The following is a 25,885-nucleotide window of genomic DNA, read 5'->3' on the forward strand; positions in this document are numbered from 1 at the left end:
CAAAAAATTAACTATTGATTATAAGATTTTAAGGAGTAATTTAAAAAAATGTCTAAAATTAAAAAAATATATGCCTATGAGGTTTTGGATAGCCGTGGTAATCCAACAGTTAAAGTTGAATTACAAACTAAAAAAGCATTCGCTGAGGCATTAGTTCCATCTGGAGCTTCAACTGGGTCAAAAGAAGCCCTTGAGTTAAGAGATAAAAATACTCAATATGAAAATAATTGATTTGGCGGCAAAGGTGTGCAAACAGCTTGTGATAACATTAATAATAAAATTGCAAAATTACTAGTTGGTGTTGATGTTTTAAAACAAGAATTTATTGATAATTTAATGCTTGAAGCAGATGGTAGTGAAACAAAGTCAAACTTTGGAGCAAATGCAATTTTAGCAGTTTCATTAGCTTGTGCAAAAGCAGCGGCAATTGAAACAAAAAAACCACTTTATAAATATTTGGCTTCATTAGCAAAAAATGATAATAATCTATTTTCATTACCAGTACCAATGTTAAACGTTATTAATGGTGGCGAGCATGCTTCAAACACAATTGATTTTCAAGAATTTATGATTATGCCACTTGGTGCTAAAACTTTTAAAGAAGCAATGCAAATGGCAAATAAAGTTTTTCATACGTTGGCAAAATTATTAAAAAAATCAGGACATGGAACACAAGTTGGGGATGAAGGTGGTTTTGCTCCAAATCTACATACCCACGAAGAAGCGCTAGATTTCTTAGTTAAAGCAATTCAAGAAGCAAATTTCAACCCTGCAACAAAAGGTGAAAAAGCAATTGCAATTTGTTTGGACGCTGCAAGTTCAGAATTATATGACCCAAAAACAAACAAATATGTCTTTAAAAAATTTAAGCAAGCAATTTTAACCAAAAAACCTGGATTTGCAAAATATGCTAAAAGCAAATATGAATTTAGTTCAGATGAATTAGTTAAGTACTACAAAAAATTAGTTAAAAAATATCCAATTATTTCAATCGAAGATTCACATGCTGAAAATGATTGAGACGGGTTTATTAAAATGCAAAAAGAACTTGGATCACAAATTCAATTAGTTGGTGATGATTTGATTGTGACAAATCCAAAATATATCCAAATGGCAATTGACAAAAAAGCAATCAATTCCTCATTAATTAAAATTAATCAAATTGGTTCATTAACTGAAACAATTAAAGCAATTAAAATGTCACAAGAAGCTGGTTTTGTTCCTGTTATTTCACACCGTTCAGGCGAAACTGAAGATACATTTATTGCTGATTTAGCAGTTGCATTCAATACAAATGAAATTAAAACTGGTTCAATGTCAAGAACAGATCGGATTGCTAAATATAATCGTTTATTAAAAATTGAGGATGAATTAAAACAAAAAGGTGTTTTCTTAGGTGAAAAAGCATTCTCAAATTTAAAATAAAAATCTTATTAATTAAAAAAACTCGGGAGATTTAATTCCGAGTTTTAATCATTTCAAATTAGTCGATTTTAACTTTAACAGCAGCACCCATTGAGGTTGAAACAACAATGTTTAAAACATATGCTCCTTTAACTGCTTGTGGTTTTAATCTTTTAATTGTATGAATTAAGGTTTCAGCATTTTGGACTAATGCTTCAGTGGTCATTGATTTTTTACCAATTGAGGCATGAATAATTCCACCTTTATCAGCACGGTAGTTAGCTTTCCCTTTTTTAAGTTCTTCAACAGCTTTAGCTGGATTAGTTGTAACTGTTCCAGTTTTTGGGTTTGGCATTAAACCTTTAGGACCTAGTTTTTTACCATATTTACCTAAAACTAACATCATTTTTGGATCAGCAACAATCACATCAAAATCATATTTGTCTTGGTTTAAAACTTCAGGTAATTCAGCTGATGAATAAACTAAATCAGCACCAGCTTCTAAAGCAGCTTTTTGAGCTGAAACTTCATCAGTTGCAACTAAAACTTTCACAGTTTTTCCAGTTCCATTTGGTAAAACAACAGCCCCTCTTAATTGTTGGTCAGATTTTCTTGTATCCAAGTTTAATTTAATTGCAATATCTAATGATTCATCAAATTTTGCAAATGATGCTTTTTTTGCTAAATTAATTGCATCAACTAATGAATAAACATCTTTTTTATTAACTAAGTTTTTTAAAACTTTTGCATTTTTGGTAATTCTTTTAGTCATTAGTTAGCACCACCCTTCAATCATTCTTCATAACCTTCAATTGTGATTCCCATGTTTTTTGCTGTACCTGCAACTTGACGCATTGCTGCTTCAATTGTATTTGCATTCATATCTGGCATTTTATATTCAGCAATTTCTTTTAGTTGATCTAAAGTAATTGATCCGACTTTTTCTTTGTTTGGAATTCCACTACCTTTTTTTGCTTTTGCAGCTTGGATTAGTTTGTATGAAGTTGGTGAGGTAAATAATTTGAAATCAAATGATTTGTCTTTATACACTGTAATTAAAACAGGAACTGGTTCTGAACCCCGGTCTCTTGTTTGGTCATTAAATGCTTTGGTAAATTCTGGCATGTTAATTCCAACCCCAGCTAAAGCAGGTCCTGGTTTGGCTTGACCAGCGTTAAATTGTAATTTGGCTTTTTTAACGATTTCTTTTGCCATTTTGTTTAAAAATCCTTTCGATAATTGTGGTGATAGCGAATTTTTTTTAAGATTCTTCCACTACTTTTTTGGCAATTGTATATTGCAGTTGCAATTATAACAAAATAATTTTTTATTCCATAAAAAACATTATTTTTACAAAAAAACTTATCACTTTTTATTGTTCCTTGTTTTAAGTAAAAAATTCATGAAAATAGGTTTGTGATAGAATAGAAGTGGAGGACTTAAAATGTATAACGAAAAATATAAATTGGTTGCAAAAATTTTTATTATCATTTCAATGGTTTTATTATTTCCACTAATTCTTCCAACACTTTTAGGTTTTTTTGCATTAGGAGTTATTGATCAAAAATATGCTCCAGAAGATAAAAAGACACTTTGAGGAATTTTAACAATAATTTTGATTAATTGAATTGCTGGAATTTTTATTTTAATTGATGAGCGTCCAGTTAATGCTTCGAATGAATTAAATGATGATGCGAATTTATAAAAATTTTTATAAGTTTATTAACTAAAATTAATAATAATGATAAAAAAATTCAAGTATGATTTCTTTTGACTTGAATTTTTTTTGTTTTTATTTTAAGTTAAATTTAGATTAAAAATCAGCTGCAGCTTTTTTAATTAAATCTGCTTTTTGAGCAATGATTTCTTCATTGGTCAAACTAATAAAAGGTTCAACTTTTGTGCCATCAATTAAAATACTTTTTGCAATTTTTGCACCTAAGAAATCTCAAACTCCTTCTAAATATGAAATATGATTGGCTCATAAATATCAACCAAGCGGAGCACCTTGTGTTGCAATAATTTGTACTTTTAAATGATCTAATAATCCAATTGCTCCACCTTTTTTTGAATATTTATAGCTAAATGTTTTATTCGCAACCGCAACACGATCAATAAATGTTTTTAAAACAGAGGGTACATTAAAATTGATCATTGGTGCTGAAATAACTAGCTTATCAATGCTTTTTAACATTTCAATGTATTTGTTTGAAAATTCTTCATCAAAAAAGTTACTGAAATTGTTCGCATTCATCCCAGTTCGTGCCATTTCTAAATCATTTAAATTTAATTCTTTAATTTCATCATCTGGATTATTTTTTTTATATTCTTCAATAAATTTTTTTGTTGCAAAACAAGAAATTGATTTGCCTTTATTTAATGGTGAAGAATATAAAACCAAAACTTTTGCCATTTTTCTCCTTCATCTTTGGATTTTTTGCTTATGCATTATCAAATTTGAATAATTATAATCTTAAACCAATTTTTTTAAATTGAATGCTTTTAAAAGAAAAAAATAAAAAAACTTGGGACTAGCAAGTTTTTCTAATATGGTGCGGATGAAGGGAATCGGACCCTCGTATTCAGATTGGCAACCTGATGTTCTACCATTGAACTACATCCGCAAAATGGTGCAAGTGATGGGAATCGAACCCACGTAGTTAGCTTGGAAGGCTAAAGTTCTACCATTAAACTACACTCGCAAATTCCGAAATAAATTATAAACTAAAATATTTTTATTTTGCTAAAAATTTTTGCAAAAAAAGAATAAAAAAAATGGCGATCGTGGCAGGATTCGAACCTGCGACCACATGCTTAGAAGGCACGTACTCTATCCCCTGAGCTACACGACCGTCGCATCTATTATTTTACCATAAATTTTATTTTGAGATTTTTTTTAAAAAAATATTTTGCTTTAAAAACATCGTTTATTTTGCAATGATTTTTATTTTTCATTGCATTTGCAATTAAGTTAATTGTTTGATTTTTTTTGCAATTTTTTTTGAAACAATTTTTTCTAGTTCATCTTGTGAAGCTAAATAAATATTTTCATATGTCAAAAAATGTTCTAATAATTTATTAATTGTTTTTTTGCCAATGCCTTCAATGTTTTCAAGGCTATTATTGACTATACTCTTAAAATGTCTTTTGTTAAACCAATTTTTGGCATATTTATCAACTTGAAATTGAATTTTTGTCAAAAAATTAAAAACATCAAAGTCATTAATTTCAATTTGTTGATTCTGGTCATTAATTAAGGTTGCAAAACTATGTTTATTATTTTTAATTAAACCAAAAACTGGTTTGTTAATTTCTAGTTCAAATAAGGCTCTCTCAATACTTTTAATTTGATAAATCCCACCATCAACAAAAATGATATTGACTAGATCGCTATTATTTTTTAAAAATTTATAAGCATTTTGATACATATAATACAAGTCAGCTTCATTGCCTTTTTCTTTTTTAAGAATAAATGATCGCGAATGATTTTTTAAAAGTTTGCCATTTTCATATAAAAAAGCAGCGCCAACAATTTCATTTGTATTTGCCATAAATGAATTATCAAAAATCACAAATTTATTTGCATCATGTTCTAAAATCTTGCTTAGTTTTTCAATCGTTTGTTCAAGTTGATTATCTTTTTCTAATTTTGCAATTTTGTTTTCAAGATCATTTTTGGCATTTTCATAAGCAATATCCAACATATTTTGATAAATCTTATTGTTTTTAAAAACAAGATGTTTTTTTAGTTCTTCATTAATAAAAAGATTTTGGTATTCAGAAGGCAAAATAATATGTTCGGGGATAAAGTTTTTTGCATAATATTCTTCAATAAAATGACTAATAAAATCTTCCAATAAGGAATTAAGATTAAACCAAAAATCAGATTTATTAATTAAATTAGCTGCCCGATAGTGCAAAATCGAAATAAAAATTTTATCCTTCGTTACATAAAAACCAAAAACATCAAGATCTTTTGATGTTTTTAAAACTAAATTTTGTTGATTTTGTTTATTATAAATTAATTCATAAATTTGTTTGTATTGTTTTGCTAATAAGTACTCCATATTTTCAACTCAGAAATGAATTTTATTTTGCAATTGATTTTTAAAATCAGTATCAAATTTCAAAATTTTTTTTGCTTTTAAAAAAGCATTATTAACTTCTTCTTCGCTCATTTTATTAATAATTAATCCATCTTTAGATTTTAATAAATGAATAAGATATTTAATTAATTCTTTATATTCTTTACCTTTAACTAAAGGACCATAATAAATCGCATTGGGATTTTTTTTGTATTTATTTTTTAAACTAATCTGTAAATTGTTTTTATTTTTTTCAACACAAATATAAGGAAAAGTTGCTTGTGTTGGTAAAACAACATTGCATTTGGGTTTGTATTTCGCAATGCAACTTCGCTCAAAAATTAAAGCTTCAGTTTCGGTTTCAAAAACAAATGTTTCAAATGATGAAGTTTCTTCAAGCATTTTTTGGGTTTTATATGAGTTTTTCATATTCGGATCAAAATATTGTTTCATCCGTGCTTTTAAATTTTTGGCTTTACCGACATAGATGATATTATCATCCTTATCTTTTCAAAAATAAACCCCTGGTTTCGTTGAAATATTTTTGATTAATTCTTTGTCAATCATAATTTTTTTGTTTAATTTTTTTATTTATTTATATTTATTCAAGATTATCTTCGAGTGTTTTAATAATCACATTTAATCTTTTGAAAGGATCAATATCAAAATCTTTCAAAACAATTTCATAGGCTTTATTTTCAAAAACACCTAATTTGCCTGCTTCTTCTTCAAAGTCTCTTCTTAAACTAATGTATTTAATTGGAGTTTTATTTTCTAAAAAATTAATTTCAAAATCATAAAGTGGTTTAAGAACCCTAGTGATTTTGACATTATTGATTTTATTTTCAAAAGCATGGTAGTAAAAAATGCTATTTAAATTATTTTTTCTACCAAAAGAAATTAAAAGTGCATAGTTTTTTTGTTTAATTTCAAGTGCAAGAATCGCATATGGTTCAACCAAATAATTTTTATTTTCTTTATCATCAAGAATTAATGCTAAATATGGATGAGTTAAATTTTTAATTTTCTCAAATTCTTCGTTTGATACCTCATATAGAATTCCGTTATCTAATAATGGTAAAAATTGACTTTCTTTTTCAAGGGCAATGAAAGCTTTTAAATTTTCTTCATTTTCATTTGGTGATTTGGAAAAATTAGGACCATCTGGTGCCAAATAATATTGACCATGTTCTAATCTTGTATAAACATAAACATCTTCAATGATTTCATTTGTATCAGTCGCAATCACATTTGCTAAAAATCTTTGGTATTGTGGAAACATCTCCCAACGATCAATCATGAACAACTCTTCCTTGGTAATTTCAAAAATACTACCTTTTACTTGATGACCAATATCTTTTTTTAATAAAAAATATTGTAAATCATCAATACATTTTGCATATCCATTCAAAATTGCTGGACGTTTAATAACATTTGGTGATAACAAATTTTTATAAAATAATTCATCTTGAATTGTTCCATATGAAAAAACATATATTTTTTTATCTTGCTCCATATTTTTTCTCCTTCAAAAATTAAAAAATATTTTTTTAATTAGTATCACTAATTATATTTGTTATTTTTCATTTTGTTTTTATATTTATGTAAATAAAAGTTTGAAGAATTTTTTTGCAGTCTTTTGATTATGATTTTTTGATATATTTATACTAAAAAAATATAGTATAATTTAATATGCCATAAGAACAGCAACCTTGTAATCTGGTCAGGATAGAAATTATAGCAGCCATATCGAGAAGTGCAGTGTCTTGTGGTTTTATATTTTTTTTAAATATAAGGAGTATTTGCTTTGATTTGTACAAGATTATTAAGTCCAATCAAAAATCATCAACAAAAAACAATTTTACCAATCATTGAGGTTGATGATTTTGTGATTTATAAAATGATTTCAAGTGATCTATTTTATAACGCAAAAGCAATAAATCAATATTTGAATTTAAAAAATGATGATTTAAAAGAAATCTTTTTTGATGAAAATGTTTATTTTATTTGCTCAAATAAGTTGTTTGACAATGAATTTGAAAAAGACCATCAATTGATTAAAGAGCTTAAAAATTCAATTTATTTTCATGAATTTGTTTTAAAACAGCTTAAAAATTTCAAAGAAATTGTGACAAATGATGGTAATGGCGGTTCACTTATTTTATTTGATTATATGCGTGGTTATCATAAACCTTTTTATGTTTTTTCAGATATCGAACAAACAAAAAAAGAATTGGATTATTTATTGGAATTACCCGAGATCAAAGAGGATATTAATTACTATTTACCTTTATATGATAATTACATTACAAAACTAAAAAAAGCAAATGAAGCCTTTAATAATAAAACCTCACAAATTTTCTTATTTGTTGATCAATTATTAAAAAATAAAATTGATGCAATCATTGAAGATATTGAAAATAATGTTAAATAACATGATAAAAATCCTTGCAATTTCAAGCTTGGATTTTTTATTTTTTAGGTTTAAGATAAAGATTTAAATATTTGGTTATCTTGACATATTTTAGGATATTTAAATATACTTTTATTTTTCTAAAAATTTTTGTAAAAAAGAATTTGGTATAAAATTTCTGGTATATAAGGTTTTGTTATTTTTAACAAAAGGAGTGAAAAAAATGCATAAATCAAAAAAATCAAAGTTAGTTTTTCTTGCATTAGGACCTTTATAGGATTGACAGCAACTGCAATAAGTTGTGATAATTCTAAATCAAATGCAACAAATACAAATAATCAAAGACAAAATGAAGAAATCAATCTTCCAATAACATTCAACAAGCGATAAGATTTGAGAATATTATAATAATCAAAATAATCAAAATAAACCGAATGAAAAAAATAACCCAGACCCAAATCAAACTAATGAATCAAATCATAAAAATCAAAAAGACAACTATGATTTATTTCCATCAAATCCATCAAATGATTCAATCACTCCAGTTCCAAGTGATTTAAATAGTTATTATCCAAGACAAACTATTGAAAAATTTGAGCCAAAAAATTATAGTGTTGAAGAGATTAAATCAATGATTTTAAGTGATACGTATGCTTGAAATTATTTTTCACATCCAAATTATGTTTTCGAAAATGATGAAGTAACTGTATCTGGGGATGGAGAAAATTTTGTAAAGCTTAAATTACTAGATGCAAAAACCAAACAAGAAGTTACTGGTGTTAAATGATTTCAAAGAATTAAATATCCAATTAATCAAGTTTTTGCAGCGAATGAAGATAAAGACTCAAATACAATTCTTACCTTAACATCTAGTGGAGAAATAAAAGGAAAATCTCATCAACAAGAACATGGAGTTACTGAGGTTTGAGCTGAATATCAAGGTTATTTATATCGTTGTTTAGTTCATGTAAGATCAGATGCTCAAACTAAAAATGATGATGAAATCAAAAAAGCAGAAGCAGAAGCAGAAAAAATTGTCAAAGATTGAAAAGATTTTTCAACACTAGAAAAAATCAAAAAAGCACATGAATGAATGGTTACAAATGTCATTTATGAAGATAGAGGCAATCTAAGAGATGACCAAACAGCATATTCTTCATTAGTTGAAAAAAGATCAATTTGTACAGGGTATGCTAATGGATTTAAAATGTTAATGGAAAAAATGAATATTCCATGTATCATGGTAACTGGACAAATGGATTTAAGAATTCATACAAATCATTTTGAACGTCATGCTTGAAATTTAGTTGGGATTGATGGTCAATGATATCATGTTGACACCACATCAGATCGTTCTCCAGAATGAAAAAATGATTCAAGTAAAATAAGATATGATTTCTTTTTAATTCATGATAAAGATTTCAGCAGAGGACAACAATTTAGTCATAATTATGGAAGCAGATTAGGTCAACGTTTTAGAAATCTAAAACTTAAAAACTTTGTCAAAAATGTTGATGATGCATTAGCTATATTTGACCAAAAATATGGTAATAATTCATTAAAAATTGAAAAAGATAAACCATGATTAGATATTTATGGCGATGTGACTCTTTCAGAAAATATCAAGGATGCTTTTAAAAAAAGAGGACTTGAAATTGATAAAGAGAATATATCTAATCTTGGGACATCACGATGAATGAGTTATAAAAAAATTAGATATAGTTTTAAGAATTTAGATTTTGATAAAAAACAAATAATTAATATTAAAGCAATAAAAGAAGAAATATCTAATAAAAAATTGGGTAAATATGCTATTAAACTAGAAATGGATTCAGACACAATTGATTTAAAAACTGGAAACTTTATTGTTAAAAATGCAATGATTAATAATATTGAAAAAGTTAATGACGGCTATATTTTATATTTTGATAATTTTTCTCAATTTGGAGAAAATGAAATTGATTTAGAAATTAGAAAATATGGCTTTAAATTTGATTTTGCCAGTCAAAATAAATTTACATTTAATGTTGAAAAACATAATACTCCAAATGCAACAATTAAAGCAATTGGGCCTAATTCAATTGTTCTTAGTGGTGTTGATAATGGTATGGAATATAGAAATACTTTTGGTGAATGAAAAGATATTACACATGATAACTTTAAAATAGAAAATGTCATTTTGGGGGATATTTTAATTCGAGTAAAAGATAATTTTGATAAATTTAAATCAGATATTCAAGTTATTTCTTTACCAAAAGCTGGAGATGTTAATAATAAAATTAAAGTTTTTGACAACACGATTATTGGTGTTGATAATACAATGGGATTTCGTGTTAAAGATCAAGGAAGTTGAATGCAAATTACAACAACAAAACTTAAAAATTTACCAAAAAATATTTATGAATTTAGAGTTAAGGGGAATAATAATACTTTAGCTTCAGAAAGTTATATTGTTACTTTGTAATAAATACAAATTAAAAATTAAACAATTTATTAAAAAAGTTAAATTCAATTAAGCGATAATATTCAAACATAATGAATATGTCGCTTATTTTTTATATCAAAAATACAAATTGAATATTTCTTACAAAAAAAACTAAAAATAATTATTATTGATTTTTTTGCCTTATTTTAAGTATCTAAAAAGGTGAATTATAAATTGTTACAAAAAACTAATTTGGTATTAAAATTTATATTATGACTATGATAGATAGTATTTTGTCATTTCATAATTTCAAAAAAGGAGTTTAAAATGCCAAAGTTAAAAAAATCAACATTAGCTTTTCTTGCATTAGGATCATTATTTAGTTTAGGAATTACAACAATAAGTTGTAAAAATCCAAGAATAAATTCAACAAATGAAAATGATAAAGCAAATAATGACAGAATTAATAATGCAACAAACAATGGCTCAATAAATGATAAGATTTGAGAGTATCACAACAATAACAATGATGATCAAAACAAACCAAACATTAAACCAAGTGATAAAAATGATTTAAAACCAAATAAACCTGTTGAAACAAATGATCAAAAAAATAATGACAAAATTGATTTAGTTCCATTAACTCCAGTAATTCAACCAATTTTTCCAATTCCAAGTAATGATGAATTGGATAATTTTTATCCAAAACAAATAGAAGAAGAATACAATCCAAAAGATTTATCTGAAGATGAAATAATTTCAAGAATTAAAAATCAAATGGAAACATGAAATTATTTTGCACATCCTAAATATGTTTTAGAAAAAAACAATGTAACCGTTTATGGCGATGGACAAGATTCAGTGAAACTCAAATTACTAGAAAAAGAAACTGGTAGAGAAGTTTCCGGTGTTCGCTGGTTTCAAAAAACAAGAATTCCATATACTGACGTTTTTGCAGCCGAAAAAGAGGGTGATAAATCATATTTGACTTTAACAAGTAGTGGGGTTGTTTCTAGAAAGAAACCACATGAAGAAAACCAAATAATTACTGAAGTTTGAGCAGAATATAAAGGATATTTATATCAATGTTTAGTTAAAGTTGCTTCAAATGATGAAACTAGAAATATTAAAGAAGAATTAATTGCTGAACAAGAAGCAGAAAAAATAATATCTGATTGAAAAAATCTTCCAACATTGCAAAAGGTAATTAAAGCTCATGAATGAATGGTTACAAATGTAATATATTTACTTCAAGCAACTCCCCAAGATGATGAAACAGCTTATGCCGCATTGGTTAATAAAAGAGCAATTTGTAATGGTTATGCTAAAGCATTTAGAATTCTAATGAAAAAATTAGGTGTTCCAGTTTCGATTATAACTGGTGGAGGCAATCAGGCACTTTTTCCAGGATATGTTACACGTCATGTTTGAAATCTTGTTGAGATTGATGGTGAATGATATCATGTTGATACAACATGAGATCGTGCTAGAACAGGGAATAAATCAAACAATCAAGCAAACTATAATTTCTTTTTAATGCATGATGATGATTTTGGAAAGGAAAACTCATTTTATAATGTTTTAAGTGATAATATGGGTCAACGTTATAGAAATTTAAAGTTAAATAATTTTGTAAAAAGCGCTGATGAAGCAATGGCCTTATTTGATGTTAAATATTCAGATGAAAATAATATTCCTAGATGATTTGAGTTTTATGCTGAAGAAAAAAAATTGAATGAGATTGAAAAAGCTTTCACAAATAGAGGGATAAATATTCTTGATCGTAGTATAAAAAATGTTAGTTGAATGAATTACAAAAAAATAAGATATCAATTTGCAAACAACTTTAAATTTCAAAAAATTAATGACATAAAATTTAACGTGCATAAACATAGTGTCCCAAAAGAAATACTTGGAGAATATACAATTAAAGTAAGTTTTGTTGAAGATATTAATAATATTAATTTATTACCAGAAAACTTCAAGGTTAAAAATGCAATGATTAAAAAAATTGAAAAAAGTGGTAAAGACTATATTTTATATCTTGATAATTTTGAAAAATATGGAAATGTGGACGTTGGTTTAGAAATAAAAAAACAAGGTTATAAGTTTATTTTTAATAATCAGCATAAAGTTTCATTTGATGTCAAAAAACATCAAACTCCAAAGGTAAAAGTCTATGCAAATGGACCTAAGTCAATTGTTCTTAGTGGTGTAAGTGAAAAAATGGAATATAGAAACAATTTTGGAAAATGAAAAAATATTCCACACGATAATTATCAAATTAATGATGTTATATTAGGAAGCATTTCAATTCGAGTAAAAGATAATTTTGATAAATTTAAATCAGATATTCAAGTTATTTCTTTACCAAAAGCAAGTGACATTAATAATAAAGTTAAGGCATTTGATGGCATGATTATTGGGGTTGATAATACAATGGAATTTCGTGTTAAAGGATCTGAAAAATGAATCCCAATTAAAACTACAAAACTTAAAAATCTAAAAAGCAATACTTATCAATTTAGAGTTAAAGGCAATAATAATACTTTAGCTTCTGAAATTCATGAAGTTAATTTATATTAAAAAATCAATAAAAATAAAATCAGTTTTTTGCTGGTTTTTTTTGTTTTAAATTTTTTAAAAAAATCACACACCTAAATAGTGCGGATTTTTTGCAATTAATTATTTTATTAACGTCTGTTGTAATATTCAACGATTAATGATTCATCAATTTCTTTAGCAAATTCATGTCTTTCAGGTAATCTTGTGTATGTTACTTTAAAGTCTTCACGTTTTAATCAAGATGCAGTTTCCATTACTTCTAGTGCTTTTTTTAATTCGTCATTGTTTTGCAATGAAGACTTAATTTCGATCACTGAGTTTGGTTTGATAATCATTGATGGAATATTTGCTTTGTGTCCATCAACAATAACGTGGTTATGATTAACAAATTGTCTTGCTTGTGCTCTTGTACGTGCAAATCCTGCTCTAAAAATTAAATTGTCTAATCTTGATTCAACTAATTGAAGTAAATTAGTACCTGTAATCCCGCTTTTTCTAGCAGCAACATTAAATAAGTTTTTAAATTGTCTTTCATTTAAACCATACATAAATCTTACTTTTTGTTTTTCATACATATGCAATTGGTAATCTGATGGTTTAGATCTTCTAGCACCATGTTGTCCAGGGGCTGTTGTTCTTTTTTTACCTTTTGTGAATTCTTTATTATTTTCTAAAAGTGATGTACCATATCTTCGCGATTTTTTAAAAATTGATCCTAAAAATCTTGACATATTTTTTCCTTCCAATATGCAAAGACATTTTAATAATTCTTAACTATATTTTTTTCTCTAATGATTTCGGGTTACAGCTTAACTTACTCTCAAATTTTAAGCAAAGAAAAAACGTTTAATTAATATTATTATGCTGTGTCAATGCGATAAAATTATATCCTAATTTATTTAAATGTATATTAATTAAATTAAGGAATTTAAACAATAATTATTGTGAATTATTTTTTTGATTTTTTATATTCATCATATTTTTTATTTAATTCATTTTTTACTTTTTCATAGAAATCAACTACTTTTTTTCATTCTTTTTTTAGATCTTCTGGTGAACTTTTTCCTTTCTTAATAATTTCTTGGAATTTAGTATCTTCATATGAACTATATTTATTTAATTCTCCTGAAAGTTTTAATAATTCACCATACAATTTTCCTTCTTTTCCACTATTATAAGCTAAATGTCCTAAAAACTCGTAGTCATTTCCTATAGTTTTTACAAACTCATTAGAATATTCCTTAACTAGTTTAAATAAGTCACCAATAGTTCTATTTTTTGGATCATGGCTTTTTATAATAACTTTTGGAGTTTTTTCATCATTTCTTTTTTCTCCTGAATTTTTAATATTAGCTGATGGTTTTTTATTATTTAAATCCTTTTTCTGGTCATCTTTTTTATTAGTTTTAGATGATTTTGGATTTTCTTCATTTTTACTTTCTGATTCTGATATTACATTTGGATCATCACCTTGAGCTTGTGACATTAAATCTTTATTATCATTTTTTGAATCTTGTGTTTTATTTGAATTATTATTTTGAGCATCTAACATTAAATTATTTTGATTATTATTTTTGTTTGTATCTTGTTTATTTTCATTCTTTTTTTCGCATGAAGCAGCAATCATGATTGGTGAGATAGCTACAAATGAACCTAATAACATACTTATTTTTTTAAATTTAAACATTTTTTCTCCTTAAAATAAGATATTTTTTAATCAAATACTCTGTTTGATTCTTTTTAAAATATCTAACATTGATATACAAATTAAAATTAAAACTTAAGCATTATAAAGTAATTTCTAAAAAAAAAATAGTTAAAAATAAGCAAGATTTTGTAAAAAAATGTAATTTTAAGTAGTTTTTTTATAAAAAAAGAAGAATTTTAAAACTCTTCTTTGATTTTTTATTCAATAAATTTGATTTTTTAATGTTTTGCTATTAACCTAAAATTTAAAATCAATTAAGGGTTTGTGGTATTTTTTGGTAAATTTGTACATAAAATTTTTAATTTTTTTAGCAATATTGCCTTTTGTTTTATTTGTTTCATGGATAATGAAAATTAGATTTTCATTTTTGAAATCATAGATGATGCTCATTCATTCATTTTTAGCAAAATTAAATTTGGCAATATATTTTTCATTATCATTTTTGAAATAATTCGTGATATTTTCAATTGAATTAACTTTAAGTTGGCCAATTTTGTCTTGGACAAAAAGTTTTGTTTCAAAATCACTTAGGTTTTTAAAATCGCAATAATATTTAAATTCTGAAACAAGAAATTGTTTTTGAAAAACAAGATTTTGTTCACAAATATCATCATATTTCATTTCCTGAGTTTGATAATAATTAAGCATATCAACAATCACGCTTAAAAAAGCAAATGCATCATAACCATATTTTTTTGAATTAGATAAAAAAACATTATATTCTTCATCAAAATACAAAGAATTTTGATCAATGATTTTGTTAGGATTAAAAACCCAATCAATTTTAATGTTTAATTGCAATTTATCAGCAATTTCTTCGATGTTTTGTTGCTTAATAAAATATGATGTATAAAGGTTTTTAATCGGTTGAAAGTTTTTGTTGATATTAATATGGTAATTATTAATAAAAGCTAAGTAATTACTAATTAAATCACTAATATCAATTAATTCATATTGTAAACAAAGTTTTTTATGATAATTTCTTTTATATAAATAAAGTTTTTTAAAATCATATGAAAATTTAATAATGTATTCAACATTTTTTAAATTTGAATAATGTCATCATGAAAATTTAAGTAAGTGAGGTTTTTCTTCTTTATTTTTATTTTTTAAAACTGTGTAAGCAATATCATTTTTACCCAAGATTCTTTTGACAAAAGTATTTTGTAAACTCGAATTAATAACACCAATTTTTAAAAGATGATTGGGGTTTTTTGTAAAGTTTTTTTGCAAAATAAAATCGGTGTATTCTTTAAGAATCTTATTGAAATTAAGTTTTTGATATTCATCAATGAATTCTTTGATATCTTCAAATTGCAAATTCTTATATTCTTCCAAAATTTTTTTGATAAATTTATGGTTTATTGGTTCATTATCTTTATTAAAAAAAGAAATTGCATATTTATTATGATGATTATATTTATGAAGATAGATACTAATTAAAAAAGCATCTGCTGCATCATTTGTAAATTTTAAAAATGCCTCAGATACAGGTAGGTTTTTTTCATAAGTGTATAATTTTCCACATTGAAAAGAAATCACATTCACCATTTTTTTCTCAAAGTTTGCTAAAAGTTTATGACTGCCATCGTTGGCAATCAACATTTTTATTTCAAAGATTTTATCTTTATTTAAAACATTAACAATTGCTTGAGCAAGTAATTTTATTGTTTCTTCATTAAAAGCATTTAATTCATCTTTGATTGGGGCAATTATATGGTGATTTTTTGTTTTAAAATTTTTTTGCTCTTCATTCTCTAATTTTCAATGATTGGAAAATAGTTTTCATTTCATACTTAACCTACTTGATTGCAATTTCTAATTTATTAATAAAATCATTTACTGCTTTTTCATCATCAATTTTATCCCGTGCGCTGTAATATAAATTACTATTTATATACGTTTTAATTGCTCTTCTTAATTCTTCATTAATATTTTCAGAATCAACTAAATCCGTCAATGAAATTAAATTTGTTTGTTTAAGATTATCTAGCAGCAATAAATTAACCTTTTTTTCTTCTTCATAATTAATTAAGGTTTTATATACTTCTTCAAAATTTTGTGAGGGAAAAACATAATTTAAATTTAAAGCAAGATATTCAACTGGACTTAATTTAACTTTTTTGTCACCATATTGCCATTCAAGAAGATTATCCTTATCATAAAACCATTTTAAAAACTCATTAACAACTTCATTTTTTTCAACAATATCAGATCTAATTCCTGCTAAAAAAAGTCCTTGCATGAAATATGAACCATTTTTTTGTTGTGTGTGTTTTTTTGTTGGTGGGGTTTTGATTATAAATTCATGTTGGTGTTTTTTAAAAAAATCTAAAGCTTCTTTGGCCGAATAAATTCTTGTTGTCACAATTACAAAGAGATGTTCTAAAAATGTTTCTCTTTGAAATCTTTTTGTTGCTTCAATTTGAATGACTTGATTTTTTAAATCTTGATAAAATTCCTTGATAACTTCTTTAAATTGATTTTCTTCGTTTGGATTTGAACCAAAAAGGCGATTGAAATCAAAGTTATAATTTTCATCGTAATTTATCGCAAATTTAGCGTAATCAGAATCTGCTTTTTTAAACAATTGTTCATAAATATAATTTTCAAGATGTCGAACATAAAGAATTTCAAAAGTTTTTTTATTTAATGATTTCTTTATTAAATGACAAAATTGCTTGAAATTATCATCGATTGCAAAAATATCATTTCCTAAATCAAGATCCCAATTTTTAACTGCATTTTCATTAAATTCAATTGACGGTTTTTTAAAATTTGAATGATTTTCTTTTTTAATTAAAGGAAACCATTCGCTTGATTTTTCTATATTCAAAATATTTTTGTTATTAATGTTTTTATTTTTGTTGAAATCATATAAAGATTTTAAAAAAAAGCATAAAAGTTTTTTATTGATTATCAAAATCTCTGAAGCTAATCCAATTGGTAAACTAAAAATTTCATTTTGATTATTAAAACCTAGACGATTATTATAATCAAGAACTTTATTTTCAATTGAACTTTTTTTAGCAATTTCAGATAAATTAACTAAGCGATTATTTCTTTTGATTGAAGGAATAATTGAAGGATATGAAAGCACTAAAGATGGTGTGCGGTAATCTTTGATGTTCATTTCTAAATTAACTTTATGATTAACACCACGTTTATTGAAATCATTTCTTAAAATTATTTGGTTTGAAGCATATTTTTCAGGTAAAGTTTTATTAAAACGATTGACAATTTTTACAATTGCATCATATGATTTTTTCTCACCTTGTTCGACAAATGGAATCATTAATGAAACTTGCGGATTTTCGGTGTTTGTGCATGATAATGAAAACATTGAACTCATTGATAAGATTGGGGTTGTTGTTGCTAATAAAAGAAGTCATTTATTTTTTGTAATATTTTTCATAAAACTATTTAATTATTCTTGATGAAATTGTTTTCGCAACGATTGTACCATCATTTGTGGCAGTTGTAATTTGCCGAATTCCTTTGGCAACAACATCACCAATTGCAAAAATGTTTTTTTCAGCTGTTTCCATATTATCATCAACAACAATAAAACCTCTTTCATTTAATAAATTTTTGTTTTTAATAAAAGAAGTTGCGGCTTTAAAACCAATGTAGGGAAATACACCTTTAATTGTCATTTCTTGGATTTGACCATTAATGTTGCAAACAATTTTTTCCAGATTTTTTTCACCTTCAAGTTTTAAAATTACTGAATTTTCGTGAATGAAAATATTTTTATGTTTTTTTGCATCTTTCACCAATTTAGCTTCAGCAATAATTCCGTCCCGAACAAAAATATGCACTTCTGAAGCAGTTGAAGCTAAATAGGTTGATTCTTCAAAAGCAGAATTACCACCGCCAATAATTGCACAAGGTTGATTTTTAAACAAAGCACCATCACAAATTGCACAATAAGAAACACCATTGCCTGTAAATTTATCAATATTTTCAACTTGTGTTGGAACTAAATTTATCATTCCAGTAGCAATAATTATTGTTTCAGAAAAATAGGTTTTACCATTTTCTAAATAAACTGCTTTTTGGTTGTCAGCAAGACTTTTTATTTCAATTACTTTGCCAAAAATTTGTTTTGCACCATTGTTTTTGGCTTGATTTAACATATTGATTGAAAGTTTTGTGCCACTAATGTAATCAAAACCAGGGTAGTTTTCAATTTTTGATTGCTCTATCATTTTTCCACCTGGAGCATGACTTTCAATAAAAGCAACATCATAACCATTTCTTGCTAAATAAATTGCTGCAGTTAATCCTGCTGGTCCTGCACCAATTATTAAAACATCGAATTTATTGTTATCCATTTTCTATCCTTCAAAAATAAATTTAAAAAATAAAAATTAGTTAGTTTTAAACACGAGCTTTTTCAGTGTGTTCAATAAATCTATTTTTTTCAAAATCTCTTTTTAATAATTTACTTCTTGCTTCTTTTGGTTCATATACAATGAAATAAAAAACTTTATGTGTTCATTCTTTTCTGTATTTATAGATTTTATAAACATTGTAATTTAGTTTAATTACAAATTCAAATAAAACTAACAACACCAAACCAGTAATAATGTATAAAGCTGAAATTACTTTATAAATATTATAGTTATCTTGACGTAGTGGTTCCATACCAAAACGAACGATTCCGTAGTATAAAATATATAGTGCTCCAGTTGTTCCTGGTTTTAATCAATTGTAATTGTTTAAAATTCAAACTAGAATGATGTATCCAATTAAGTTTGCAACTGATTCATATAAAAATAGTGGTAAACGGTAATGTCCATTAATAAACATATGCTCACGAATTATTTGCGGCAAGATTTTAAATGCTAAGGAATTTTCAAGCATGATTTGACCATAAACTTCGTGATTTGCAAAGTTTCCTCAACGTCCAATTGTTTGACCAATTAAAACAGCTGGTAAAATGATTGAAAATGCTTTTTTTAGATCAATTGTCTTGGCACTTTTTGCAAAAACAACATAAACAATACAACAAATTGTTGAAACAATTACTCCCCCATGGATTGATAATCCACCTTCTCAGATAAAAAACATTTTATATCATGGTCCATTGACTCAACCGCGGTGTTCGATTAATTGCTGAATTACAAAGAAAAGTCTTGCCCCAATAATTGCTGTTGGTAAAGCAATAAAAATTAAAATTGCTAATTGATCAAAAGGTCACTTCTCTCTTTTTCAAAAATAAACAACAGTCAAAATTGATGACAACATTCCTAACATCATTGTTAATGAATAAACATAAAAAGGACCAATTTGTAAACTAACACCAGCATAATCTTTCATTTGCTATTTTTCTCCTTTCATTTCAATTAAGAAAGTTTTATTAAAATTTAATTTATTTTATTTTCTAAAATAAATTTGTAATAAATTATATTTTAATTTAAGAATTATTTAAGATTTTATTCAAATATTGTCCAGTGTAAGACTCGGGAATTTTAGCAACTTGTTCAGGTGTTCCAGTTGCAATAATTTGCCCACCAAGTCTTCCGCCCCCCGGTCCTAAATCAATAATATAATCGGCACATTTAATGACATCTAAATTATGCTCAATCACAATAACTGTATCGCCATTATCAATAATTCGGTTTAAAACATTTAAAAGATTTTGGACATCGTATGAATGTAGTCCTGTTGTTGGTTCATCTAAAATATATAATGATTTTCCTGTTGGTTTTTTTTGTAAATAAGTTGCTAATTTAACTCTTTGAGCTTCACCACCAGATAGTGTTGTTGCATTTTGGCCTAATTTAATATAGCCAAGTCCAACATCTAATAATGTTTGAAGTTGATCTTTAATTTTAGATCTTAAAGAAAAGAAATTATAAGCTTGTTCAACAGTCATATTTAAAATATCACTAATTGATTTACCATGGTATTTAATTTCAAGTGTTTCATAATTATATCTTTGACCATCACAATGGTCACAAGTAACATAAACATCAGGTAAAAAATGCATTTCAATTTTAATCACACCATCACCTTCGCATTTATCGCATCTACCTCCTGGAACATTAAAAGAAAATCTTGAACGTGTATATCCACGAATTTTTGACTCTTCAACATTTGCAAAAATTTCCCGAATATCATCAAAAACTCCAGTATATGTTGCTGGGTTTGAACGTGGTGTTCTTCCGATTGCACTTTGGTCAATTTTGATTAATTTATCAATTTCTAAATATCCTGATAATTTATTTTTTTGATTAATATAATTTCCTGGATTTTTAAAAAATGTATCTAATTCTTTGACTAATTCTTGATTAATTAATGAAGATTTTCCTGACCCCGAAACCCCAGTTACAGCAATGAATTTGCCAAGTGGAAATTTCGCACTAATATTTCTTAAGTTATTTGCTGAAGCATTTTTAATGCTTAAAATTTTATCATTTCCTGAACGACGACTTTTAGGAATCTTGATTTCAAGTTTTTTAGCTAGATATTGTCCTGTGATACTTTTTTGCTCATTCATGATTTGTTCTAAATTTCCAGCAGCAACAACTTCACCACCATGTTCGCCGGCTTTTGGACCAATATCAACAATGAAATCAGCCTCACGAATTGTTTCTTCATCATGTTCAACAACAATTAAGGAATTGCCTAATTCAACCATTTTTTTTAATGAATTTAGCAATTTTTCATTATCTTTTTGGTGCAATCCAATTGATGGTTCATCTAAAACATATAAAACACCAGTTAAATTTGCGCCAATTTGTGTGGCTAAACGAATTCGTTGTGCTTCACCACCTGATAAAGTTTCAGCTTTTCGATTAAGTGTTAAATATTGTAATCCAACATTAATTAAAAAATCAATGCGATGGTTTAGTTCAATCAAAATTAAGTTTGTAATTTCTTTTTCCATCTCAGATAACTTAATCTCATTTAAAATTATTTTTAGCTCTTCAATTGATTTATTGCAAATTTCAAAAATATCAAGGTTATTGATTTTGGTTGCCAAAGCAAATTTGTTTAATCTTTTACCTTTACACTCATCACAAGGCATATCCATTAAATATTTTGAATAATAAACTCTTGCGTCATTTGAAGATGTATCAAAATATTTGCGCTCAATTTTTTCACATAATCCTTCAATATGTTTTGATCTTTCATAACGGTTACCACTTTCAGCAATAAGGGTATATGTAATATCTTCAACTGAACCAAATTTTAAAATTTCAAGTTCAAAATTTGATAAATCTTTGATTGGCAAATTTTTATCAATTTGATAAAAACTTAGTAATTTATCAAATTCTTGTCATTCTAAATTTGGCGTGTTCATGAAATTTTTATAAAATAAAATCGCACCTTTATTAATTGATAAATTTTTATCTGGACAAATCAGATCTCAAGAAGCTTTTTGTAACATACCTAAACCCTTACATTTTAAACACATCCCATTTGGTGAGTTAAATGAAAAAAGTCGTGGTTCGATTTTGGGCATATCAAAATCACCATGTTCACAACTGTGATAAATTGAATAAGTATTTTTAATTCCATCAAGAACTTCAATTGTTACCAAACCATTTGAATATTGCAAGGCAATCTCAATTGCTTCAGAAATTCTTGATTTAATTTCTTGCTGTTCTGAAAGGGTGATCCGATCAATAATCAAATCAATATTTCATTTTTTGTTTTTGTCAAGTTTAATTTCATTTTCTAATTCATAAATTTCATTATTTGCTTTAATTCTTAAAAAACCTTCTTTTTTAAGTTTTGCTAGAACTGTTGCAAATGAACCTTTTTGGTTAATAACAATTGGTGACATAATGAATATTTTTGAACCAGGTTTTTGGGTTAAAACATGATTAATAATATCCCTGCTTTTTTGGGCAGTGATTTCTTTTTTATGATTTGGACAAAAAGGTTTACCAATTCTTGCAAAAAGTAACCGCAAATAATCATATATTTCAGTTACTGTTCCAACAATGCTCCGAGGGTTATTATGAACTGTTTTTTGTTCAATTGAAATTGCTGGACTTAGTCCTTCAATACTATCAACATCTGGCTTTTTTGATCCACCAAGAAATTGTTTGGCATAGTTTGATAAACTATCAACGTATCTTCTTCTTCCTTCTTCATAAATAGTATTAAATGCAAGTGAACTTTTTCCTGAACCAGATAGTCCTGTAAAAACAATAAATTTATTGCGAGGAATTTCTAAACTAATATTTTTTAGATTATTTTCTCTTGCATTTTTGATTATTATTTTATCTTTCATATTGATTAAATTATATTCAATAAAAAAAATTTAAAATTAAAAGATAAATTTTAAATCTTAATACGTTTTTTAAACATCATTTTTATTTGAAACTCATCATTAATTTTTGAAAATTATAATTAAGACTTATTAATAAAAATAATAAATTTATTTATTAAAAAATTATTATGAACCGCAATTTAATTAGATATTCAATTATAGTTTCAACATATAATTATTTTTAGTTGTATTACTCTAAAAAAATGCTTAAAAAATAAATACAAAATTTATAAGAAGTCAAATTAAAATTAGTACTTTAAATACTTATCCACCTAATTTTGAACATGACCAATTTTAATGTCCTAAAATATAAATATTAATCTTATTTAAGATTTGTTTTTTATTAAATTGATTGACTTATATGCAAATTGAAGATTTATTTTTCCCTTTATTTGTGATTTTGCCCTTAAATTATGGTATATTTAAAGGGAAAATAAGGGGATAATGATGCGAAATTTTGATTATTCAAAAATTAATGAAATTAAATGAGATTCAGAAATACTAAGTTTAATCACAGCAATTTATCATTACAAAGGAAAAACTGAGTTTTTTATTAAACAAGAATCAAAAAAATTGGATCAACTTGTTGAAAATACAAAAAACGTTAGCACAATGACTTCAAATGAAATTGAGGGAATTATTACAACAACTCAAAGATTTAAAAAAATTATGGCCAACAAGATTTTGCCAAGAAATAAAAATGAAAAAGAAATTATGGGATATAAAGAAATTTTAAATATAATCAATGATAATTTTGAAGATCTTCCTCTTTCAAAAAACTATATTTTGCAAATGCATAAAATAATGTTAAAGTACACTAATAATCCTCTAGCTGGTAAAATAAAAAATGTTCAAAATTACATCACTATAAATTATGCAGATGGCAATCAAGAAATTTTATTTAAACCTATTTCACCATTCGAAACACCAATTGCCTTAGAAAAAATATGTGATGAATTTAACCAAGCTATTAATAATTTTTTAGTTGAACCGCTTATTTTGATTCCAATTTTTATTCATGATTTTTTATGTATTCATCCTTTTAATGATGGAAATGGTAGAATAAGTCGATTATTAACAACACTTTTGTTATATAAAAGCGGATTTTTTGTAAGTAAATATGTTTCTTTAGAATCTTTAATTGCCAATACTAAAATTGATTATTATCAAGCATTACAAATTGCAGGGATTAACTGACATGAAGAAAAAGAAGACGTTATTCCTTTTATAAAATATATCTTAGGGATTATTCTTGCAGGATACAAAGAATTAAAAGATAAGTCTTTTGTAATTGAAGAAAAACTTTTAGCAATTGATATTGTAAGAAAAGCTATTTCATTAAAAATGGGAAGTTTTAGTAAACAAGATATTTGTGAACTTTGCCCCACATTAAGTTTAAGTTCAATTGAAAGATCGTTAAGAAATCTTGTTCAATTAGGAGAAATAAAACTAAAAGGTATTGGTAAAAAAATCAGATATACGAAATTGAAATAAAATAAATTTAAAATTAAGTAATATTTTTTTAATAAACAATTTATCAAATCATTAATTTTTTATTTCATAAAAATATATTTATAAAATATAGTTAGTTTTGGTTGTTTTTAGCTGAGAAATTGGTCTAGTCAAACTTCCAAACAAGAAATTTAGACTAATACAAACTATTATGTTTGTATTTTTCTTATTAGGTATTTATTTGCATTCTTAAGAAAAAAAGATATTAAAAAAAACTACTAATTACTTAGTAGTCTAATTATTTTAATTTAATAATTAAATAGTATTCATTGTAAAAAAACACCTAATTTATCAATCTAATCTAAAATTAAGATCAAATTATCTTACTTTATAACCTTAAGGGTCGTTTATTATCTAGTTCTTCCTTATCATTATCATTTGCTTTTTTATAATTATCATTTACTTTTTTATTATTATCACCCACTTTTTTATAAACATCTTCAACATATTGATAAAACTTTTTTGGGTCTTGTTTCAATTTATCAATTATTTTTCTGTCAATATTAGCATAAGCTTTTATTATTGGTACACATATTTTTTGATTTTTAATTGCTTGTTCATCTGTTTTTCAAATCGTATTATTATTTTTGAAATCAAAATGATCAACTTCAAAATATTTAATATAATTGATATTTTTATATAAGATATTCATAACTTCATCATATATTTGCGGTGATGTTTGAAAATTATTTTTTTTATCTTCAACATATAAACTCTCAAATAAGTCTCGATCCATTACATTAATAACTGAACAATTGATAGCTATTTCTTTTTCTTGGCCATATGTATCAATTTTAGATATAAAATTAGTTTTATCATTCTTAGTTTGAATCCTATTTTGATTTGTTATTGACTTAAGACTAAGATAGTATACTTTTTTATCTGAATAAAAGATAACATAAGGTCTATTTGTACCATGACCTTCAATTAGATTTCCATATTTATCTTTTGCTATTGGTAATTTATTTCCTTTATTCCTTTTTTTATAAACTATACCAATCATCATTTCATTATTCATTATGTTTGTTTCTCCTAAGATTATTTATTTAAATTGAATAAAAAAAAGCAAGTTTATTATTGACCTGCTTTTTAGTTCTACTTCCTTATTTCGTCATCTCAGATGGTAGACAGGGCCGGCAAGAACCACCACCGCCAATCTTATAAATATATCAAATAATATATTTATATCTAAATTTTACTATATATTTTTAGAAAATGTAAAAAATATTTTATTTTTCCATTAGATTATTATTTAAACTTAATTTGAAAACTATTTTTTGTTTATTAAATTAGTCTAATTTTTAAAAATTCATTTGATTTAAAAAATAAACTTGATTTTTATAAAAAAAGCTAATTTTAATTTCTTATCACATTTATTATTAATAATTCTATTTTTGTAATTTCTTGTATATTAGTAATTTATTTAATATGTTTTAAATATGAAAAAAGCATAAAAAAAGCAAGTTTATTACTAAAATCT

19 protein-coding genes, 3 tRNA genes and 1 other RNA gene are annotated in these 25,885 nt (G+C 25.4%); 7 read left to right on the plus strand and 16 right to left on the minus strand.

What is annotated here, in order from left to right; genetic code table 4:
* Positions 1 to 48: 48 nt before the first annotated feature.
* The gene (eno, locus tag D2845_RS01045) at positions 49 to 1,425 is read left to right on the plus strand and encodes a phosphopyruvate hydratase (RefSeq protein ID WP_110858197.1); all 1,377 of its coding nucleotides are present in this window, start codon (positions 49 to 51) and stop codon (positions 1,423 to 1,425) included.
* Positions 1,426 to 1,483: 58 nt separating this feature from the next.
* On the opposite strand, the gene rplA is transcribed toward eno, so the two are convergent.
* Positions 1,484 to 2,176, minus strand: coding sequence for a 50S ribosomal protein L1 (rplA, locus tag D2845_RS01050; RefSeq protein WP_110858198.1), 693 nt, complete (start codon positions 2,174 to 2,176; stop codon positions 1,484 to 1,486).
* Complete coding sequence (gene rplK / locus D2845_RS01055; protein ID WP_002880984.1) at positions 2,176 to 2,619, minus strand: 50S ribosomal protein L11; 444 nt, start codon at positions 2,617 to 2,619, stop codon at positions 2,176 to 2,178. The genes rplA and rplK overlap by 1 nt, the downstream gene beginning before the upstream one ends.
* Before the next feature lie 229 nt (positions 2,620 to 2,848).
* Between rplK and D2845_RS06085 the strand changes: the two genes are divergently transcribed.
* Positions 2,849 to 3,109 (plus strand): hypothetical protein, encoded by a 261-nt coding sequence (locus D2845_RS06085; protein WP_002880983.1) that lies wholly within the window; start codon positions 2,849 to 2,851, stop codon positions 3,107 to 3,109.
* Between the two features lie 108 nt (positions 3,110 to 3,217).
* On the opposite strand, the gene D2845_RS01065 is transcribed toward D2845_RS06085, so the two are convergent.
* The 6 genes from D2845_RS01065 to D2845_RS01090 all read right to left on the minus strand — a co-directional run bounded on the left by D2845_RS01065 (position 3,218) and on the right by D2845_RS01090 (position 7,005).
* Positions 3,218 to 3,817: an FMN-dependent NADH-azoreductase gene (locus D2845_RS01065; RefSeq protein ID WP_110858199.1), complete on the minus strand. Its 600-nt coding sequence runs from the start codon at positions 3,815 to 3,817 to the stop codon at positions 3,218 to 3,220.
* A gap of 137 nt (positions 3,818 to 3,954) precedes the next feature.
* Positions 3,955 to 4,028 (minus strand) — tRNA-Gly (locus tag D2845_RS01070).
* A gap of 4 nt (positions 4,029 to 4,032) precedes the next feature.
* Positions 4,033 to 4,106: transfer RNA gene (locus D2845_RS01075), tRNA-Gly, on the minus strand.
* 74 nt (positions 4,107 to 4,180) lie between these two features.
* Positions 4,181 to 4,256: transfer RNA gene (locus tag D2845_RS01080), tRNA-Arg, on the minus strand.
* Positions 4,257 to 4,370: 114 nt separating this feature from the next.
* Positions 4,371 to 6,056 carry a GIY-YIG nuclease family protein gene (locus D2845_RS01085; protein WP_110858200.1) on the minus strand — a complete coding sequence of 562 codons (1,686 nt, stop codon included), beginning with the start codon at positions 6,054 to 6,056 and terminating at the stop codon, positions 4,371 to 4,373.
* A 34-nt stretch (positions 6,057 to 6,090) separates the two neighbouring features.
* On the minus strand, positions 6,091 to 7,005 hold the full coding sequence (locus D2845_RS01090; protein WP_110858201.1) for a gamma-glutamylcyclotransferase family protein: 915 nt from the start codon (positions 7,003 to 7,005) through the stop codon (positions 6,091 to 6,093).
* A gap of 171 nt (positions 7,006 to 7,176) precedes the next feature.
* Between D2845_RS01090 and ffs the strand changes: the two genes are divergently transcribed.
* From ffs to D2845_RS06095, 4 genes are all read left to right on the plus strand, one after another.
* Positions 7,177 to 7,275, plus strand: an RNA gene (ffs, locus tag D2845_RS01095) — signal recognition particle sRNA small type.
* Between the two features lie 21 nt (positions 7,276 to 7,296).
* The gene (locus tag D2845_RS01100; RefSeq protein ID WP_110858202.1) at positions 7,297 to 7,923 is read left to right on the plus strand and encodes a hypothetical protein; all 627 of its coding nucleotides are present in this window, start codon (positions 7,297 to 7,299) and stop codon (positions 7,921 to 7,923) included.
* 535 nt (positions 7,924 to 8,458) lie between these two features.
* Positions 8,459 to 10,366: an MAG6410 family transglutaminase-related lipoprotein gene (locus tag D2845_RS06090; protein WP_420811656.1), complete on the plus strand. Its 1,908-nt coding sequence runs from the start codon at positions 8,459 to 8,461 to the stop codon at positions 10,364 to 10,366.
* Between the two features lie 288 nt (positions 10,367 to 10,654).
* Entirely contained in the window at positions 10,655 to 12,913 is a 2,259-nt protein-coding gene (locus D2845_RS06095; protein ID WP_110858205.1) for an MAG6410 family transglutaminase-related lipoprotein, read from the plus strand.
* A 107-nt stretch (positions 12,914 to 13,020) separates the two neighbouring features.
* Here D2845_RS06095 and rpsD read toward each other — a convergent pair whose 3' ends face one another.
* The 7 genes from rpsD to uvrA all read right to left on the minus strand — a co-directional run bounded on the left by rpsD (position 13,021) and on the right by uvrA (position 22,854).
* Positions 13,021 to 13,623, minus strand: coding sequence for a 30S ribosomal protein S4 (gene rpsD / locus D2845_RS01120; RefSeq protein WP_110858206.1), 603 nt, complete (start codon positions 13,621 to 13,623; stop codon positions 13,021 to 13,023).
* A 218-nt stretch (positions 13,624 to 13,841) separates the two neighbouring features.
* Complete coding sequence (locus D2845_RS01125) at positions 13,842 to 14,579, minus strand: hypothetical protein (protein ID WP_110858207.1); 738 nt, start codon at positions 14,577 to 14,579, stop codon at positions 13,842 to 13,844.
* Positions 14,580 to 14,837: 258 nt separating this feature from the next.
* Entirely contained in the window at positions 14,838 to 16,394 is a 1,557-nt protein-coding gene (locus D2845_RS06100; protein ID WP_231992791.1) for a hypothetical protein, read from the minus strand.
* A gap of 7 nt (positions 16,395 to 16,401) precedes the next feature.
* Positions 16,402 to 18,015, minus strand: coding sequence for a hypothetical protein (locus D2845_RS01135; RefSeq protein WP_110858209.1), 1,614 nt, complete (start codon positions 18,013 to 18,015; stop codon positions 16,402 to 16,404).
* A 4-nt stretch (positions 18,016 to 18,019) separates the two neighbouring features.
* On the minus strand, positions 18,020 to 18,937 hold the full coding sequence (locus D2845_RS01140; protein WP_110858210.1) for an NAD(P)/FAD-dependent oxidoreductase: 918 nt from the start codon (positions 18,935 to 18,937) through the stop codon (positions 18,020 to 18,022).
* A 46-nt stretch (positions 18,938 to 18,983) separates the two neighbouring features.
* Positions 18,984 to 19,925, minus strand: coding sequence for a prolipoprotein diacylglyceryl transferase (gene lgt / locus D2845_RS06105; RefSeq protein ID WP_002880965.1), 942 nt, complete (start codon positions 19,923 to 19,925; stop codon positions 18,984 to 18,986).
* A 97-nt stretch (positions 19,926 to 20,022) separates the two neighbouring features.
* Positions 20,023 to 22,854 carry an excinuclease ABC subunit UvrA gene (gene uvrA, locus D2845_RS06110; protein ID WP_110858211.1) on the minus strand — a complete coding sequence of 944 codons (2,832 nt, stop codon included), beginning with the start codon at positions 22,852 to 22,854 and terminating at the stop codon, positions 20,023 to 20,025.
* 483 nt (positions 22,855 to 23,337) lie between these two features.
* Between uvrA and D2845_RS01155 the strand changes: the two genes are divergently transcribed.
* Positions 23,338 to 24,387 carry a Fic family protein gene (locus tag D2845_RS01155; protein ID WP_231992792.1) on the plus strand — a complete coding sequence of 350 codons (1,050 nt, stop codon included), beginning with the start codon at positions 23,338 to 23,340 and terminating at the stop codon, positions 24,385 to 24,387.
* A gap of 346 nt (positions 24,388 to 24,733) precedes the next feature.
* On the opposite strand, the gene D2845_RS01160 is transcribed toward D2845_RS01155, so the two are convergent.
* Positions 24,734 to 25,423, minus strand: coding sequence for an Mbov_0400 family ICE element protein (locus D2845_RS01160; RefSeq protein ID WP_110858213.1), 690 nt, complete (start codon positions 25,421 to 25,423; stop codon positions 24,734 to 24,736).
* Between the last annotated feature and the right edge of the window lie 462 nt (positions 25,424 to 25,885).

This window comes from Metamycoplasma alkalescens (assembly GCF_900476125.1).
GTDB classification, from domain to species: Bacteria; Bacillota_I; Bacilli_A; order Mycoplasmatales; family Metamycoplasmataceae; genus Metamycoplasma; species Metamycoplasma alkalescens.